At 32.4% G+C, this 18352-nt stretch carries 14 protein-coding genes; 2 read left to right on the forward strand and 12 right to left on the reverse strand.

The features are described 5' to 3' along the window. Positions 1 to 85: 85 nt before the first annotated feature. The 7 genes from IPK06_05345 to IPK06_05375 all read right to left on the reverse strand — a co-directional run bounded on the left by IPK06_05345 (position 86) and on the right by IPK06_05375 (position 8809). Positions 86 to 1360, reverse strand: a complete 1275-nt coding sequence (locus IPK06_05345; protein ID MBK7979425.1) for a glycoside hydrolase family 88 protein — start codon at positions 1358 to 1360, stop codon at positions 86 to 88. An 8-nt stretch (positions 1361 to 1368) separates the two neighbouring features. Beyond that, on the reverse strand, positions 1369 to 3147 hold the full coding sequence (locus tag IPK06_05350; GenBank protein MBK7979426.1) for a hypothetical protein: 1779 nt from the start codon (positions 3145 to 3147) through the stop codon (positions 1369 to 1371). 248 nt (positions 3148 to 3395) lie between these two features. Further along, complete coding sequence (locus IPK06_05355; protein ID MBK7979427.1) at positions 3396 to 4775, reverse strand: arylsulfatase; 1380 nt, start codon at positions 4773 to 4775, stop codon at positions 3396 to 3398. A gap of 34 nt (positions 4776 to 4809) precedes the next feature. Then, complete coding sequence (locus IPK06_05360) at positions 4810 to 6249, reverse strand: sialate O-acetylesterase (protein MBK7979428.1); 1440 nt, start codon at positions 6247 to 6249, stop codon at positions 4810 to 4812. Positions 6250 to 6287: 38 nt separating this feature from the next. Further along, positions 6288 to 7211, reverse strand: coding sequence for an alpha/beta hydrolase (locus IPK06_05365; protein ID MBK7979429.1), 924 nt, complete (start codon positions 7209 to 7211; stop codon positions 6288 to 6290). A gap of 17 nt (positions 7212 to 7228) precedes the next feature. Beyond that, on the reverse strand, positions 7229 to 7543 hold the full coding sequence (rhaM, locus tag IPK06_05370) for an L-rhamnose mutarotase (GenBank protein MBK7979430.1): 315 nt from the start codon (positions 7541 to 7543) through the stop codon (positions 7229 to 7231). A 21-nt stretch (positions 7544 to 7564) separates the two neighbouring features. Beyond that, positions 7565 to 8809 (reverse strand): class II aldolase/adducin family protein, encoded by a 1245-nt coding sequence (locus tag IPK06_05375; protein ID MBK7979431.1) that lies wholly within the window; start codon positions 8807 to 8809, stop codon positions 7565 to 7567. A 291-nt stretch (positions 8810 to 9100) separates the two neighbouring features. Between IPK06_05375 and IPK06_05380 the strand changes: the two genes are divergently transcribed. Then, the gene (locus IPK06_05380; GenBank protein ID MBK7979432.1) at positions 9101 to 9826 is read left to right on the forward strand and encodes a copper homeostasis protein CutC; all 726 of its coding nucleotides are present in this window, start codon (positions 9101 to 9103) and stop codon (positions 9824 to 9826) included. 34 nt (positions 9827 to 9860) lie between these two features. Here the strand turns inward: IPK06_05380 and IPK06_05385 are convergent, their stop codons facing one another. Continuing rightward, the gene (locus tag IPK06_05385; GenBank protein MBK7979433.1) at positions 9861 to 12089 is read right to left on the reverse strand and encodes an NADP-dependent isocitrate dehydrogenase; all 2229 of its coding nucleotides are present in this window, start codon (positions 12087 to 12089) and stop codon (positions 9861 to 9863) included. Between the two features lie 207 nt (positions 12090 to 12296). Here IPK06_05385 and IPK06_05390 point away from each other — a divergent pair, with 207 nt between their 5' ends. Beyond that, on the forward strand, positions 12297 to 13967 hold the full coding sequence (locus IPK06_05390) for a CotH kinase family protein (GenBank protein ID MBK7979434.1): 1671 nt from the start codon (positions 12297 to 12299) through the stop codon (positions 13965 to 13967). 12 nt (positions 13968 to 13979) lie between these two features. Here IPK06_05390 and mgrA read toward each other — a convergent pair whose 3' ends face one another. The 4 genes from mgrA to IPK06_05410 are packed head-to-tail and all read right to left on the reverse strand — an operon-like array spanning position 13980 to position 18324. Next, positions 13980 to 14972 (reverse strand): L-glyceraldehyde 3-phosphate reductase, encoded by a 993-nt coding sequence (gene mgrA / locus IPK06_05395; protein ID MBK7979435.1) that lies wholly within the window; start codon positions 14970 to 14972, stop codon positions 13980 to 13982. 42 nt (positions 14973 to 15014) lie between these two features. After that, a complete protein-coding gene (locus tag IPK06_05400; protein ID MBK7979436.1) occupies positions 15015 to 16049 on the reverse strand; it encodes a sugar kinase in 1035 nt (344 codons plus the stop codon). A 35-nt stretch (positions 16050 to 16084) separates the two neighbouring features. Beyond that, complete coding sequence (locus tag IPK06_05405; GenBank protein MBK7979437.1) at positions 16085 to 17584, reverse strand: carbohydrate kinase; 1500 nt, start codon at positions 17582 to 17584, stop codon at positions 16085 to 16087. Positions 17585 to 17595: 11 nt separating this feature from the next. Beyond that, positions 17596 to 18324, reverse strand: a complete 729-nt coding sequence (locus tag IPK06_05410) for an NUDIX hydrolase (protein MBK7979438.1) — start codon at positions 18322 to 18324, stop codon at positions 17596 to 17598. Positions 18325 to 18352 lie beyond the last annotated feature (28 nt).

An 18352-nucleotide genomic window follows, 5' to 3' on the forward strand; every position in this document is an offset into this window, starting at 1 on the left:
TTGAGCGAAAACAAATAAAAAAATTGTTGAGATCTTTATGATGGGTTTTAACAATTTTGTTCTCCAATTAATAAAAAAATCTTTTTTATGAAATTTGAATTGAACCTTCTATTATATTAAAACTATTTGAATTTATTAATTGAAGAACTTCCGCACCGGCTAAAAACATTGGACCATAACCATGCGCGGCAAAATTATTTACCGGACGATGATAATAAAATGAATTATCAAAACCCATTCCCGTACCAACACATATGCCATCTATTTGACCATTCGATTTTATTTTAGACGAAATTGCGTTCCAGCCTAAAACCGCAATCGGTGAATATGTAAGTTTATTAATTATTCCTTCATTTATTGCTTTTGCTATAGAGTATGTAAAAATTGAAGTAGCTGAAGTTTCCAAGTAACTATCGTTCTTATCCAATAATTGGTGCCAAAAGCCAGAACCTGATTGATATTCTATCAACCCATTTAAATGAGCTGAAAATTGATCCAACACTTTTTGATAATCTTTATGATTTTTAGGCATTACGGATAAAAGTTCAACCATTGCCATTAATGCCCAGCCGTTTGCTCTTGCCCAATAGAATTTTGGTTTCGGTTCCATTTTCTCAACCCAACCGTGAGCAAACAATCCTTTTTCATTAATGAACATTCTTTGTGAAAATCTCAAAACTTGGTTAATTGCGTCATTAAAGTATTTTTCATCTTTTGATATTTTTCCCATCATAGCTAGAGCGGGAACACTCATGAATAAATCGTCAATCCATAAAGTATTTTGATAAGGACGATTTCTTGCTAATGTACCGTCTTTAAATCTAAATTGTTTTTCGCTGATGTATTCAATAAAATTTTTTATAATCGGATCTAATATAATGCTTGTGTTAAGTTGATTTACATTTAACATGGCAAAACATAGAGCGCCGCAATCATCAAGAGCTGCGGGAAAAACAACTGAATATATTGTTGAATTTTCTTCAATTTTTATTTGTGGGTTTTTTATATGGAAATCATATAATCTCGAGATCATCTCGAGTCTTTTTATTGTATAGTTTGAGAATTTTTCATTACCGGAAATTTGCGCAAATTTCAACAATCCAAAATATGTAACACCCCATTCATAACTTGTCAAACGAAACGTACTATTGGGAATTATCGTATTTTCATTCACATGATTTTTTTGAGAAATTATTTTTTTTGTAGTCTTATCTATTAGATTGGAAGGTGTCGACTTTTCTAAAAAATTCAAAACTTTACTTAGCTCGTAAATAATTTTTTTTGGTTCAGGAATTTCATACGATATTGGATAAGCAGCTTTCAGCAAATGCAGCTGTGTGTTTGAATCATTAATTTTCATGTTCAACTTTATTTAATTGTTAATTTATGTTTGAATGGAACTAATCCGGTAATATATAAATGCATTCCTTTACCTTTTAGAGTTCCGAAATGCGTAGAATATTCTTCGCCATCCAAATTATATAAACTTGAATGCTCAAATTTTCCTGGACCAACTTCAATTGAATCATTACCAAACGTATATTTTGCCGAGCCACTTTCCAAGAAAAAATCATCTTGATTATTTCCGTTGCTTACTCCTTCTAATTTTCCGTTTTCCTTAAAACAAAGTTCAATTGTTACTTCCACATTTTCCGCGCCTGTAATTTCAAATTCCAAATCGAAACCGTCATTAATTTCCTCTATTCGTATAGTTGAATCAATTGACATCGTAGTTTTGGGTCTATCGCCAAAATTCATTTTACTCCAGAATCTTCCGTCAACCGATTCAGTCAGCTCATAATCACCATCTTTATTTAATTTATTTTTAGGAAACGGATGATAATAATACGCTTCTTTCTTCTCGTGCAAAATATATTTATTCCCATCTTTTTTAATTCCATCGCTTCTAAAATAACCCATACTGAAAAACGACGTTGACATTCTCATGTAATCTAGAATGGCGGTTTTCTTACGATAAGTAAAAAACGTCGGAATACAAGATCTACCTGAAGCAATAATCAAAGGTTTGTCGTTTCCTCCGAAAATAGAAGCTGAAATATCACCATTTTTTATTCTAACTAAATTTGAAACAGTAAAAAACTTAGTATAATTTTGGGGAAGTTCTTCACCCTTTGGCAGTTCATTAAGCAATAGCGGAGTTGCCATAAAATGTGGTAGATTCCTCGACAAAATACTCTTTTGAAAATCCGGAAGTAATTCTATTTTACTCGTAACAGCCGAAAGAAATTTATCGTTTTCATGGATTGCCATAAATCTATATTCTAAATAAGCCTTTAAAATTGATATTGGCGCATACTGATCTTGACGGCGGGAATTTAGGCTTACTAATTCACCATCATCTTCAAGGTAATAAAAACTTTCAGTCAGGTTTCTCTTTACAATTTCAAAAAATCTTGGTTGTTTTAAAATTTCACCTAGAGTTATAAAGGAGCTGTTTTCAACCACAGCGTAGTTTCTGCTTCTCTCGGGATAATTACCGTCTTCATCGATATAAATTCCTTCTTCAAGCCATTCATCAATTCTTTGAAGATATTTTTCATCTTTATAAAGTGAATACAATTTTGCCAACGTAGCTGAAACTTCCCATCTATGATTCGGAGTGTGCACACCGCCGGTACTTATGCCTTCTCCGGCTTTAATCAAAAACGAATCGAGCAGTTTATTAATCTTTTCCAATTCAGGAAAATTGTTTTCTTTTATAATTTTAGCGGCGGGACACAAACTTTCAAGAAGAAAAGCAGTATCGGGAGCTGATTTTCTATTTCCGCCAGAATCAAGAGTTCCATCAGGATACTGTAAACTTAAAAGTTTTTTTATTGTATTTTCCATTGGAGAAATTATTTCAGATGACTTATAGTATTTTGATTTAGGATGACAAAATCCGGCGCTTAGATTTGCAAGTATACCGCTTAAATTCCTATAATATTGTATTCTTTGAGGTGAATCCTTTTCACTTAGAAATTTATCAATTGTATTATTATTGCCGTATATAAGTTTTTCTAAAATTATTTCATCTAATTTATTATTAGGACTATTATCAATGGAGTGAAAATTTTTGGGAACCATTACCGCGCCTAAAGCCAGTAAACTGGTTTTAATAAAATCTTCTCTGCTTAAATTTTTCATTTTATTTCCTTTTCACAGCGTGAATAAATTATTTTACTAAAGCACTTTATTTAATTTTACAAAATTTAATTTTCTTTTCGTGCTTATTATGTGATTTTCGTAAATATTTACTAAACCGTTTTAGTAAGTTATACAAAGATAATATAACTTCGCAATTTATTTGTAATAATATTTCTAAAAACAATAAAAAGTTTGTGAAGAATTGAGGAATTTCTAAAAACTTTCAGAATTTGATTAAACTTTATAATTTATTGCGTATTTAGGATTTTCAATTTTGCAATAAGTTCATCTCTTTTTTGCGGGTATTTATCTATTAAATTTTCTTTTTCAAACGGATCTTGAAGAATATTGTAAAGTTCATATTTTGTATTATCTGAATTATTAAGCTGAATAATTTTCCAATCACCCATTCTTAGCATTGAATGTTTATCAGTCCTTAAATAAAGCTCTCTTTCAAAAGTAATTTTAGCAGGATCAATAACGCTTTTCCAAACACTTTCTCCATCCAAGTTTTTCAAATTACTTCCGTCAATTTGAGCAGCAGATAGAATTGTTGGAAAAATATCAGTCACTTTAATCAATTGTTCCAACTTATTTTTCATTAAATGATCTTTCCAATAAATTATAGCCGGAACTTTAATTCCGCCTTCGGAAAGCTCAGTTTTAAATCCTTTTAAAGGTGAGTTGTCTCCCAATTTTGGATATGGTCCGTGTTTACCATTATATAAATTTAATCCTTTTTCTTTATTTGGATACCAGTCTCTTTCAGCACCGTTATCACTTATAAAAATTATTAAAGTATTTTCCAGCAATTTTTCATTTTCCAAATACCGCAATATTTCACCCAAAGAAAAATCCATATGGGCTACGGAAGCCGCAAATATTTTTCGCGATTCAACATCATTTAAATTTTGATATGGTTCAATCCATTTTGCTTCTTCTTGCAGCGGATAATGCGGAACGCTGTATGGAATATATAAAAAGAATGGATTTTCCTTTTTATGAATTTCTTTTAAGTATTTAATGGCTTCTTTTGTTATCAAATCTGTTGCATGACCTTCTTCATTTATAAATTTTCCATTTCTATTCCATGTTATTTCACCGTTTTTATATAAATGCGTGTATTGATCTATTTGTCCATGAAGATATCCGTATGTATAATCAAAGCCGTAATGATTAGGTCCGTTTTCTAACGAAAGTCCTAAATGCCATTTTCCCATTATTGCTGTTTCATACCCGCTTTTTTTAAGGATTAAAGGAATTGTTTCAACGTTTAATGGTAATACTTGTTTACTGTTAAGTGCAATTGGTCCGCCAATTCCAAATCTGCTTGCATACTTTCCCGTAAGCAGCGAAGCTCTGCTCGGTGAGCTTGTTGGATAAACATAAAATTGATTTAGTTCAACTCCATTCTTAGCGAGTTTATCAATATTTGGAGTTTTAATTTCCGAACCATGATATCCTACATCATTCCAACCAAGATCATCTGCGACAAATAAAACAATGTTCGGTTTTGTATTTTCGGGCTTATGAACATGTTCCGCTCTGTAACTGAACAATAATAAAAGCGGGAGGCTCATTCCTAATAATTTTATTTTAAGAATAATAATTTTTGTAACTCTCTTCATGACAATCCAAGATAATATTTTTTTACAATAAATATCATTCTTTATCTTCAGTAATTATCTCCCAATTATCTGTTCTAAATGTTGAGGCTGGTAAATTTTCTTTATTAAATAAATTTGGTTGATCAGTGTTTTCAAAAGCATATCTAACAGCAGCTGGTGTTTTTACATTGTTCGAAGAAACCACTATTTCATTTCCTTCAATAACAGCTTCAGCTTTATGAAATACTTTATCTTCTCCAGCAATGGTAAAATTAGTAAGTTTTTCACCTTTGCATAAAAGTCCGCTGCCGATATAATCAAACTGTAAGATAATTTTATTCTCCTTAACTTTCATTGATTTATAAATTGGACCGCTAAATACAATATTATTTTTATCATAAGTTTTTGCCAAAGCCCACAATGCCAATCTTTTACCAACATCCAATTTATTTTTTGGATGAATATCATCCGGATTTCCTATATCCAGAGTAACCGCCATTCCGGTATTTTTAATTTCAAGAGATTCGCGCTGCGCGTCGCGAAGAGCGGCACCAACAACTGGTTTGGAATAATTAAACGGCGCGAGCTGAACAAAATAAAATGGGAAATCACCTTGTCCCCACTCATCTCTCCAATTGGTAATCATTGTTTCAAATAAGTTCCTGTACATTTCGTGTTCAAATACATTATTCTCTCCTTGATACCAAATAGCACCCTTTATAGCGAATGGAATTAATGGCTTTATCATTCCATAATAATTTGCGCCGGGATCTCTGTAATTTCTTGGCAATTCTCCGGGCGGAGTATTTTTTATTTTTTCATTAAATAGATCAAGATAATATTTTCCTTCTTTTGTTTTAGCCAATGCTTCGGGATTTGTCCAAGCCTGAGCAGGAGAACCGCCCCAACTGAAATGCAGAAGTCCAATTGGAACATTAAGTTCCTTAAATAATTCCTTTCCAAAATAATACGCAACAGCGCTAAAAGTTTTTGCTACTTCAGACGCACATTCTTTCCAGCTGCCATAAACATCTTTGTTAGGTTGTCTCGCGTTATCTCTGGCAGCATAAAACATTCTGATATTTGGAAAATCAGCTTTGGGAATTTCAGCTTCTGAATTTTCCGATTGTTCAAGCGACCATTGCATGTTGGATTGGCCTGAACAAATCCAAACTTCACCTATTAAAATATTTTTTAAGGTATCATCATTAATGATAATTGAATATGGTCCACCGGCAGAAGGTGTTTTAATTTTGATACTCCAATCACCGTTTTGATCCGCAGTGGTTTGATAATTTTTTTTATCCCAGCTGGGTATTATTGTTATTTTTGAATCTTTTTCAGCCCAACCCCAGATTGGAGCATTAAAGTTTTGCTGTAAAACCATATTATCAGAAATAAATGAAGGGGTTTTTATTTTTCCTTGAGCAAAAATTATGTAGGAAAGGAAAAAAGTTAAATTAAGAATTTTAGAAATTTTCGAAATTATTTTCATTGTCATTCCTAGATTGTTAAAGCTAACTTATTCAAAAATTATTTTGAAATAATATCTTTGATCCAAGATATACAAACATCTTTCCATTGTTCCAATCTTCCTTTTCCTATTGCTAATCCAAAACCATGTCCGCCTTTTTCAAAAATGTGAATTTCGCATCTAACATTATTTTTCTTAAGCTCATTAAAAAACATTAAACTATTGTAAACCGGAACTCCGCTGTCATCCGATGCGTGCACCAAAAATGTAGGCGGCGTAAATTGGGTAACATGGAGTTCATTTGAATAATAATCGATAAGTTCTGTTTTTGGGTTTTCGCCTATTAAATTTAATTTTGAGCCTGAATGCAAATAAGGTTCTGTAAATGTTATAACCGGGTATATTAAAATCATAAAATCAGGTCTGCAGTTTAGCAAATCAATTGAATCAGATGTAAAAAAATTTTCGTTAAAGTGGGTTCCTAACGTAGCTGCCAGATGACCACCGGCTGAAAATCCCATGATACCAATTTTATTAGAATCAATTCCCCATTTTTCCGAATTATATCTTGTTAAACGTATTGCTCTTTGAGCATCCAAAAAAGGAGATAATCTTCCATCAATATTATTTGGTGTGTGCGGAAGTCTGTATTTTACAACTATTCCGGCTATTCCAAATGAATTAAGCCATTTAGCGACATCAGTTCCTTCATAATCATAAGCTAAAATTTTATAACCACCGCCTGGGAATATTACTACTGCGGCACGGCTGGAATAGTTCTTTTCAGGTAAATACACGTCAACCATTGGTTTATCAACTTCTGTGATTCTGAGTTTATCTGTTATTTGAACTTTTTCTTCTACTTTAATATTATTTTGGTTGGGAATTTTATCTTCCCATAAAAGCAACTTATAATTTTGTGCAAAAATAGTTGGCAAGTAGAATAAATAAAATATGAAAATGGGAATAATATTTTTAATCATAGCATAATCTTTAATTTCTATATTTCAAAATGAAATACTTCTTCCAAATTAGTTGTAACCGGACTTTCATCCTTGTTTACCTCCATTAAAGGAGCCATAAAATGCCACCATTTTTTACAAATTTCCGTTTCAGCAATTTCATGCCATTTTTGTAAATTATTTATTTCAGCATAACCGAATAAATAATTTGTTTGTCTATCATGAAAAATTGTATAGGATTTGACTCCATGAGAAATCAATGTATTTTCCAATTCAGACCAAATGGGATTATGTCTTTTTTTATATTCTTTCTCGTTTCCGGGAAATAAATTCATTTTGAAAGCAATTCTCATATTCATACCGTAAGAAATTTATTAATGCTCAAGAAAAAACCTTTCATTTAATTCTTTGATCTGCTCATCATTTATTTTAAAACAATTTCCAAGATCGTGAGAAGTGATCAAAGAGTTAGCGCTGAATTCCGCAACTTCCAATCTGTCAAATGCCTCAAGAATATTTTTGCCGGTAGTTAATAAACCGTCATTTTGAATTAAAATTGTGTGTTTACGTTCAGATAATGTTCGCGCTATTTTTATCGGGTCGTTAAACTGCGCGCCGAATTCAATTTTGGGAATGTCGCGGAGGACGACATAGCTTTCCGGAATTGTTCTTGTTTCGAAATATTCTTTAGAAATTGCATAAGCTGTTACACTGGGAGATTGTGCGGTAATAATTGAGTTTATATTTGGGTTATTATTGTAAATTTCCTGGTGAAGTAAAACCGAACGGCTTGGGTTTTTACCTTTTTCCTTTTTTCCGTTTTTTATCATTACTATATCTTCAATATCAATACTTCTTCTTCCTAATCCAGTTGGAGTAATTAGAAAGTCATTATTCTCATATCTGATAGACGCAACTCCTTCTGTGCTGATCATTAAATTCCGATCACAAGCTCTGTGCACAATTTCAATAATTTGACTTCTTATTTCTCTCTCAAGACTTGAATGTTCCGTTATTTCAAATTCGGGCAAATCATATTTCCTATGGTCAAAAAAGGAAATTTGTTCTTCGGTTAAAGTTGAAAAATCCCCAATTCTTTTTGCCTGGATTATTGTTCTGGCACAAAATTCCAAAGTTTCTAATTTGTGGAACGCATTTAAAATATCTTTACCACCTGTTGCCACCCCATGGTTTTCCAGCAAAACAACATCAAAACCTTTTCCAAAGGTTTCTGCAATATTTTCTCCCAATTTCTTGCTTCCGGGCAATGCATATGGCGCGTAACCGACATTACCGCAAACGCGTTTTGCTTGGGGAATAATATTTGTATCAGGTAAATTTCTTACGATGCTGAACGAAACCAACGCAGGCGGATGAGCGTGAACAACCGCTTTTATATCAGGTCGAGCCTTATATATTGAAACGTGAAAAGGCAATTCCGACGATGGTTTATGTTTGCCAATTATTTCACCGTTATCTTTAACGCACATAATGTCACCGGGCGTAAGATTTCCTTTATCAACTCCCGCGGGTGAAATCCAGATATCACCGTTATAATCTCTTATGGATAAATTACCTCCGGAAAGTGTTGTCATTTTATTGTTGTATATTCTATTCATTATGCGAACAATTTGTTCTCGAGGGTGGAGCAAATAAAATTTCAATTTATATCCTTTTCTAAATTTCGTTTTTGATTACATAAAAATAAAAAATAAGAAGCAATATTTTTGTTAAAATAAATGTTCAATATTTTATTAAAGCAAAGTACTGTAACTTTTCAAATCCACCACTTACAGATACCGAGGAATATTGTAATTTATTAAAATCACAAATTAAATACTGGAACGGCAGAGATTTTGTATTTTTAAAAGATAATTAATAATTAATTTTGAATAAAGCACTAACAATATATGATTAAAACTGAAATATGTGTTAACAGCGATAATTTTATTTCACAGTCTGTCTCTTCCGCTTACATTGGAGGCGCTGATACAATTGAACTTTGCAGTCAAATGCATTTATCGGGATTAACACCCGGGAAGAAAGAAATAATAAAAGCTCGAAAAGCTTTTGAAGACAGATCAGGATTAATGGTAATGATAAGAAACAGAGCCGGAAATTTCAATTATACCAAAATTGAAATTTCGGAAATGTGCAATCAAATTAAATTAGCTGCCGAATGCAAAGCAAACGGAGTTGTGTTCGGACCATTGAGCGAAAATAATAATGTTGATATTGATTCACTAAAGCGCTGTGTTGATATTTCTAAAAGTCTCGACTTACTAGTTACATTCCATAGGGCTTTTGACGCGACTCCAAATCCGCTTGAGACGTTAGAAATTTTGATTGAATATGGAGTCGACAGAATTTTAACAAGCGGTACAAAGTGGAACGAGAATAAATCAGCTGTTGATGGTGTGGATATTCTTAACAAAATAATAAACTCTGCGGAAAATAAAATTGAAGTAGTTATTGGCGGCGGAATAGCTCAAAATAATGTTGTAAAAATTTTAGAAAAATTATTAAATAAATCTAATAAAATTTCTTTTCACGCATATTCAAGTGTGTTAGTAAACGGTGCCGCAAATTTGGCTTTGGTAAAAGCTTTTGTTGAAACCGTAAAAAATTATAAATAAGAAGCGGAGATAATTCCCCGCTTCAAATTTTAATTTACAATGAATCAATTATAGAATTGAAAATTAAGCTTGGACGCATAACTTTATTAACCTTATCATTATCCGGTATATAGTAACCGCCAATATCCGCGGCTTTACCTTGAACAAAAGTTAATTCATCATTTATTTTATTTTCATTTTCTTTTAATTCTTCATATACTTTTTCAAATTTGGATTTCAATTCCAAATCATCATTTTGCTGTGCCAATGCTTCAGCCCAGTATAACGAAAGATAAAATGAACTGCCTCTATTATCCAATTCATTTACCTTACGAGAAGGCATCTTACCATTTTCAAGGTAATTGCCAATTGCCTTATCAAGTGTGGAAGCCAATAATGTTGCTTTTTTATTTCCGGATTTTTCTGCTATCAGTTCGAACGAAGGTACCAACGCGCAATATTCGCCCAAAGAATCCCATCTTAAATGATTTTCTTTTAATAATTGCTGTACGTGCTTTGGAGCCGAACCGCCTGCTCCTGTTTCAAACAATCCGCCGCCGTTTAATAAAGGAACGATGGAAAGCATTCTTGCGCTCGTTCCCAATTCTAATATCGGGAATAGATCGGTCAAATAATCTCTCAGCACATTGCCCGTTACCGATATTGTATCCAAACCTTTTCGAGTTCTTTCTAAAGTATATTTCATTGCGTCTTGCGGTTTTAATATTTTTATTACTAATCCATTCAGATTATAATCAGCAAGATATTTATTAACTTTCTTTATTATTTCACTATCATGACCTCTATTTTCATCTAACCAAAAAATTGTATCTGAATTTGTTGCTTTTGCTCTGTTCACGGCTAATTTAACCCAATCCTTAATTGCAGCATCTTTTGTTTGACACATTCTAAAAATGTCGCCCTTCTCAACTTTTTGCTGAAGTAAAATATTTCCGTTAAAATCAGTTACATTAATTATTCCGTTATCAGCAACTTGAAATGTTTTATCGTGAGAGCCATATTCTTCTGCTTTCTGCGCCATTAAACCAACATTAGAAACCGCGCCCATAGTTGCGGGATCAAACTGACCATTGATCTTGCAGTCTTCAATAATTTCATTATATATTGTTGCGTAAGATCTATCCGGAATCATTGCGATGCAATCTTGAAGTTCGTCATTTTTATTCCACATTTTCCCGCCATCTCTAACAACATTCGGCATTGACGCATCGACAATTACATCATTAGGAACGTGTAAATTGGTTTTTCCAACTCTTGAATCAACCATTGCCAATTGAGGTTGTAACTTATAAACTTCATTTATATCATTTTCAATTTCTAACTTTTTCTCAGACGGAAGTTTATTTAATTTATCTAATACATCAGCCAATCCATTATTTACATTAGCTCCAATTTCCTTAAGTGTTTCAGCGTGTTTAGAAAGAGCGCTATTAAAATAAACCGAAACGGCATGACCAAACATAATCGGATCGGAGACTTTCATCATTGTCGCTTTTAGATGAAGAGATAAAAGCACATTATTATTTTTTGCTTCATTTATTTGTTCTGCATAAAATTCTCTTAACGCATTTACGTTCATTACCGCGGCGTCTATTACTTCTCCCGCTAAAAGTGAAATTTTCTCTTTAAGAATTTTGGAATTCCCATTTTCATCAATAAATTCAATTTTAACGTTAGTTGGATTTTCAATTGTAACCGATTTTTCACTTCCGTAAAAATCCTTATCCTTCATAAATGCAACTTTGGATTTTGACCCTGAAGATGGCCAAGGCTTCATCATTTTATGCGGAAATTTCTGGGCAAATTTTTTAACAGAAGCTGATGCTCTTCTATCAGAATTGCCTTCACGCAAGACAGGATTAACCGCCGAGCCTAAAACTTTGGAAAATCTTTTTTGCAGTTCTTTTTCTTCATCTGTTTTTGGTTCTTCAGGATAATTTGGAATATTATAACCTTTTTCCTGAAGTTCTTTAATTGCCGCTTGTAATTGGGGAATTGAAGCGCTTATGTTCGGCAATTTGATAATATTGGCATTTGGTGTTTTTGCCAATTCACCAAGTTCACTTAAATAATCCGGTATCTTTTGCTCATCTGACAAATTTTCCGGAAAATTTGCAATTATTCTTCCGGCCAATGAAATATCTTTTGATTCAACATCAATGCCGGTACCTTTTGTAAAAGATTTTACTATCGGAAGTAAAAAATAACTAGCCAATGCAGGAGCTTCATCAATTTTTGTCCAAATTATTTTATCTGTCGCCATGTAGATTCCCTAAAATTATTTATTGTCAAAATTACTTTATAATCTAAAATTAAGCATCTTTTTTTTTAATTAAAAGTTTGATTAAAATGAAATTATTACGATGATGATTTAATAATTTGATCTATATTATCCAATAATATTCCGATTAAATAAATTACATTTTTTTGTAAGGAAATTTCAATTAATTTTATTAATTAAATTTTTAATATGAATAAATATCTAATTCTCCGGTTAATTGATTATTACCTTCGAAAATTTATATTTCCGATAATCATTTTATTTTTACTTAATCAAAATTTATTTCCTCAACTTAAAAAAGAATATTCTGTTCAAAAAAATTATGATTTTGAATATTCTAATTTGCCGCTTTTTTTTATTAACACAAACGGGCAGGAAATTGTTGACGAATATAGAATTGACGCTGATATGGGAGTTATTTATAATGACTCCGGTAAAGTTAATTATTTAGCGGACAGCTTAAATAATTATAATGGTAAAATAACAATTGAACTGAGAGGAAGTTCTTCGATTGCATATCCAAAAAAACAATTTAGAATTGAAACTGTAGATTCAACGGGTGAAAATTTAAACGTAAAACTTTGCGGTTTACCAAAAGAAAATGATTGGATTCTAAATGGACCGTATAACGATAAAACGCTGTTAAGAAACGCGATTTCTTATGGTCTATCAAATAAAATTGGCAGATACGCAAGCAGAGTAGTTTTCGTTGAACTTTTCTTAAACAGCGAATATCAAGGAGTTTATTTGCTTTTGGAAACGGTTAAACGAGATAAACACCGTGTAAACATCGCAGAGAATTTAAATGATATTTCCGGCGGTTATATTGTAAAAATAGATAAGATGGATGGTGAAAACTATGACATGTGGTACTCAAATTACGGAACACCTTATCAATATCATTATCCCAAAGCAAATGAAATTACAGCCAAACAAAAGTCTTATATTCAAAACTATTTTAATGATTTTGAAGAATTAATGTTTACACACCCGGAAAATTATAAAAATTTCATTGATGATGGTTCTTTTGTCGATCATTTAATTTTAGGTGAATTTACAAAAAATGTTGACGCGTTTAGATTAAGTTCATATTTGTATAAGGACAGAGATTCGATCAATGGGAAATTATTTGCCGGACCAATTTGGGATTATAATTTAACATTCGGCGATGCATGGAATGAAGAAGATATGTTCAGAGCCGACGGCTGGCAAGTTAATTATACTATCGATCACCCATATGATGGATTTCGAGTTCCTTTTTGGTGGAATAAATTATTTGAAAATCAGGAATTCAAAGAAAAATTTACAAGAAGATGGTACAGCTTAAGAGAGAATGTATTATCGTACGATAGTTTGTTTTCGACGATAGACAGTCTTGTTGATTATACAGCGGAAGCTCGTGTTAGAAATTTTAATAAATGGACAGGAATAATAAATCCCAATAATTATTATGATGAAATTTTAACTTTAAAAGGATGGATAATAAGAAGAATAAATTGGATTGAAGAAAATCTCCCGAATATAACTTCAACAAATGAAGAGAATCCAACCGTAATTTCAGAATTTAACTTATACCAAAATTATCCAAATCCGTTTAATCCAACTACAACAATTGAATATTCTATTCCGTCAAATGTGAAAAGTGAAACGTCAAAAGCTAAACTGATTACCCAAGTGTCAGTTCAATTGAATATTTATGATGCATTAGGCAATGTTGTTAAAACACTTGTGAATAAGAATCAAAGACCCGGCAATTATAAAATTAATTTTGACGCAACTGCTTTATCAAGCGGGGTTTACTTTTATCAGTTAAAAACCGATCATTTTATTCAATCAAAAAAGATGCTTCTTTTAAAATAGATTCAAACTAGTTTAACCGACAATCGAATTTATTTGATTTATCTCATCATTCGAAAAATTATGATTATCAATTGTTTTAACCAATTCAATTATCTGTTCCGGTTTACTGGCGCCAATCAACGCTGATGTTGTTGTTTTATTATTAAGTACCCAACTGACGGACATTTGCGCCAATGATTGATTTCTATTTTTCGCGATTTCATTTAATGCTTTGACCTTGCTCATTTTATCATCGGTCAATTGTTCCTTTTTCAAATAGCCGTGAATTTTTCCGGCCCTGGAATCGGCGGGAATAGAGTTCAAATATTTATCTGTTAAAATCCCTTGTGCAAGCGGTGAAAAAGGAATACACCCAATCCCTTTTTCATCTAAAACGTTAGTAAGTCCGTGTTCAATCCATCTTTCAAATAAATTATATTTCGGCTGATGAATCAGCAAAGTTGTGCCCATTTGCTTCAAAATATTATACGCGTTATAAGTTTGTTCGGCATTATATTGAGAAACTCCAACGTATAAAGCTCTTCCGCTTTTTACAATAAAATCCAACGCGCCCATTGTTTCTTCAAGCGGTGTTTCCGGATCTGGTCGGTGATGGTAAAAAATATCAACATAATCCAGACCCATTCTTTTTAAACTTTGATCCAAACTTGCTATTAAATATTTTCTCGATCCAAAATTGCCGTATGGTCCCGGCCACATATCCCAGCCGGCTTTTGATGAAATGATTAATTCATCTCTAAGATTTGAAAAATCTTTCTTAAACATTTGTCCAAAATTTTCTTCGGCAGATCCATACGGCGGCCCATAGTTATTTGCCAAATCGAAATGAGTTATACCTAAATCAAAAGCTGTTCTTAACATATTTCTGCTGTTTTCAAACACATCAAATCCGCCCCAATTATGCCAAAGACCTAATGATATTAAAGGTAATTTCAATCCGCTGTTTCCGCATCTTTTATATATCATTTTTTCATATCGGTTTTCCGAAGGTATATATTGATTCATTTCACTTACCATTTTAAATTCTTAAATTTTTAATTATTTGGACTATCTCTCAACTCTGCCGGAACCATCGCCTTTAATTAATTTCTCAACTTCATCGACAGTTACTAAATTAAAATCACCGGGAATTGTCTGCTTTAAACATGAAGCGCCGACCGCAAATTCCAAAGCGTTTTTTGTATTCTCATAATTTAATAATCCATAAATTAATCCGCTAGCAAAAGAATCTCCGCCGCCGACTCTATCAACAATTTGAATATCATATTTTTTCGATCTGTATGGACTTTTACAGTTTTTATTATCTAACAAAATGGCGCTCCAGCCGTTTCTGGAAGCCGAAAAACTTTCTCTCAATGTAATTGCTACAGCTTCAAAGTCATATTTATTTTTAAGCAACTCAGCGGTTTTAAAGTAACCATCTTCGTCAATCGCGGCTTTTTCAATTTGAGTTTTGCCAAGTTTTTCGCCCAAACTTTTTTCTGCGTCTTCTTCATTGGCAATGCAAACATCCACATATTCCATCAAAGGTATCATGACTTTTTGAGCTTCTTCTGTCGACCACATTTTTTTTCTAAAATTAAGATCGCAGCTAACCTTAATTTTTTTTGATTTTGCGGTTTCAAGAGCATCTTTTAATACTAACTGAACGTTTTTTCCAATTGCCGGAGTTATTCCTGTCCAATGAAACCAAGTACAATTCTCCAAAATATTTTCCCAATCGAAGTCTTTTCTTTCTACATTGGCTATTGCCGAATTTGCTCTGTCATAAATTACTTTTGAAGCTCTTTGGCTAGCTCCAGTTTCTAAAAAATAAATGCCTATCCTATCACCTTTTCTTGAAATAGAATTTGTATTTACGCCAAATCTTCTCAAATGATTTACAGCTGATTGGCCAATCTCATGATTTGGAAGCGCGGTTACAAAAAAACTATTCAAACCGAAATTTGCTAGAGCAACAGAAACATTTGCTTCACCGCCTCCGAAAGTTACGTCAAAATTTTGAGCTTGAATAAACCTTGAAAAACCTTTTGTTGATAAACGAAGCATAATTTCGCCAAAAGTCACAACTTTCTTATTCACAAATTCTCCATAATTAATTTTGCAAAACTATAATTCTAAGATATTAAAAATTGATCTAATTTTTCTTTCCATTTATAATATGCAGATTCATATTTGGAAATCAATTCGGTATTTGGTTCAATCACTTTTAATTTCTTAAATCCAACAAATGCTTCACTGAATGAATTGTAAATCTTTGCACCGACTCCAGCGCCTCTTGCCGCGCCTTGAGCGCCGTCTGTATTATAAAGTTCAACGCATGAATTTGTTGAATTTGAAACGGCTTCGCAGAAAATATCGCTTAAAAACATATTGGCTTTGCCGGCTCTCATTGTGTTTACAGAAATTCCCATTTCTTTCATTATATCAACTCCATATCTGAAAGTAAATGCAATGCCTTCTTGTGCGGCGCGAATTAAATGTTTATGAGAATGAGTATTAAAATTTATCCCATAAATACTGCTGCCTATATTTTTATTTTTTAAAACTCTTTCCGCTCCATTGCCGAATGGTAAAATTATTATTCCATCGGAACCTACATTAACATCATTAGCCAGTTTATTTAATTCTTCATAAGGTACATTACTTTTCATAATTTCATTTCTCATCCAGCTATACATAATTCCAGTTCCATTTATACAAAGCAAAACACCTTTTATAGGCTTTTCTTTTGAATAATTTACATGCGCAAAACTATTAACTCTGGAAAAAGGATCATAAGAATTATTTTCAACAATTCCATAAACTACGCCGGAAGTTCCCGCGGTTGCGGCTATTTCTCCGGGATTCAAAACGTTTAACGAAAATGCGTTATTGGGCTGATCTCCGGCTCTATATGAAATTGGGATCCCAGGTTTAAGTCCAAGTTCATTAGCGGCAGATTTTGTTAATTTGCCTTGCTCACTAAATGTTGGAACAATTTCAGGAATAAAATCTTTATCTAATCCGTAATTCGAAAATATTTCATCGGCTAATTTATTTTTTTTGAAATCCCAAAAAATTCCTTCGCTTAAACCAGAAATAGTTGTATTTATTTCACCGGATAATTTATAAGCGATGTAATCTCCAGGCAGCATAATTTTATTTATTTTAGAATAAATTTCCGGTTTGTTTTCTTTAATCCATTTTAATTTTGAAGCGGTAAAATTTCCGGGAGAATTTAAACAACTTCCTAAACAATATTCAGAGCCTAATTTTTCAAACGCGTTTTCACCAATTTCAACCGCGCGACTGTCGCACCAAATAATGGAAGGATACAAAATCTCTTTATTTTTATCAACCATAACCAATCCATGCATTTGATAAGATATTCCGATTCCACGCACCTCAAAATCTTTTTCTGAAATTTTATTAAAAGCTTTCTTATTTGCGTCAATTAAATTTTCCCACCAAATATTAGGATGCTGTTCTGCCCAGCCGAAATTCGGAGCCTCAATTTTCATTTCGGTTTCGGGAGAAAATGCAGAGCTGACCAATTCTCCGGTTTGGCTATTGATCACAGAAACTTTAATTGATGAACTGCCAATATCAAATCCAAGTAAATAACTTTTTGTCATTTTTATTCTCACTATAGTTGAAAATTAAACCCTTTGTTTTTTAGATCGTTGTATGCCTTTGAATTAAACTTATATAATCTTGCGGCTCTATGAGGTACATCCTTTTGAAAATCATTTAACTGAGTAAGCATCTTTAAAGCGATGATTCTTTTTCTAAAATTTCGTTTATCCAACGTTTCTCCCAGAATACATTCATATAAGTTTTGCAGCTGAGTTAATGAAAACTTTTCGGGCAGAAGTTCAAAACCAATAGGTTTGATACGAACTTTTTGCCTAAGTAAATTAAGCGACTTCAATAATATTTCAGAATGGTCAAAAGGTAAATTTAAATCATCATTTATACTAAACCACTTAACATCCGTTGAACCTAAACCGGCTTTTAGATAATGTTTTTCCGGATTTATAAGCGCGAAATATGCGACGCTGATTACGCGTCTGATTGGGAATCTGTCAATTTTACTGAACGTGTGAACTTGTTCAAGGTATATATTTTTAACGTTACTCGTTTCTTCCAAAATTCTTACGGCAGCTTGATCCAGAGTTTCAGATTTCAATACAAATCCGCCGGGCAATGCCCATTTCCCTTTATCCGGATTTACATAACGCTTGATTAAAAGAACTTCTAAACGATTATTTTCAAATCCAAATACAACACAATCAATTGATAAATTTTTAATAGTTTGGTTGGGTTTATGTATCAATTTTTCCTCATAACTTAGTGTATTTTTAACACAATACATATTGTATTTATTACACTATTTAATTATA

The organism is Ignavibacteriota bacterium (assembly GCA_016713565.1).
In the GTDB taxonomy this organism is placed as follows: Bacteria; Bacteroidota; Ignavibacteria; order Ignavibacteriales; family Melioribacteraceae.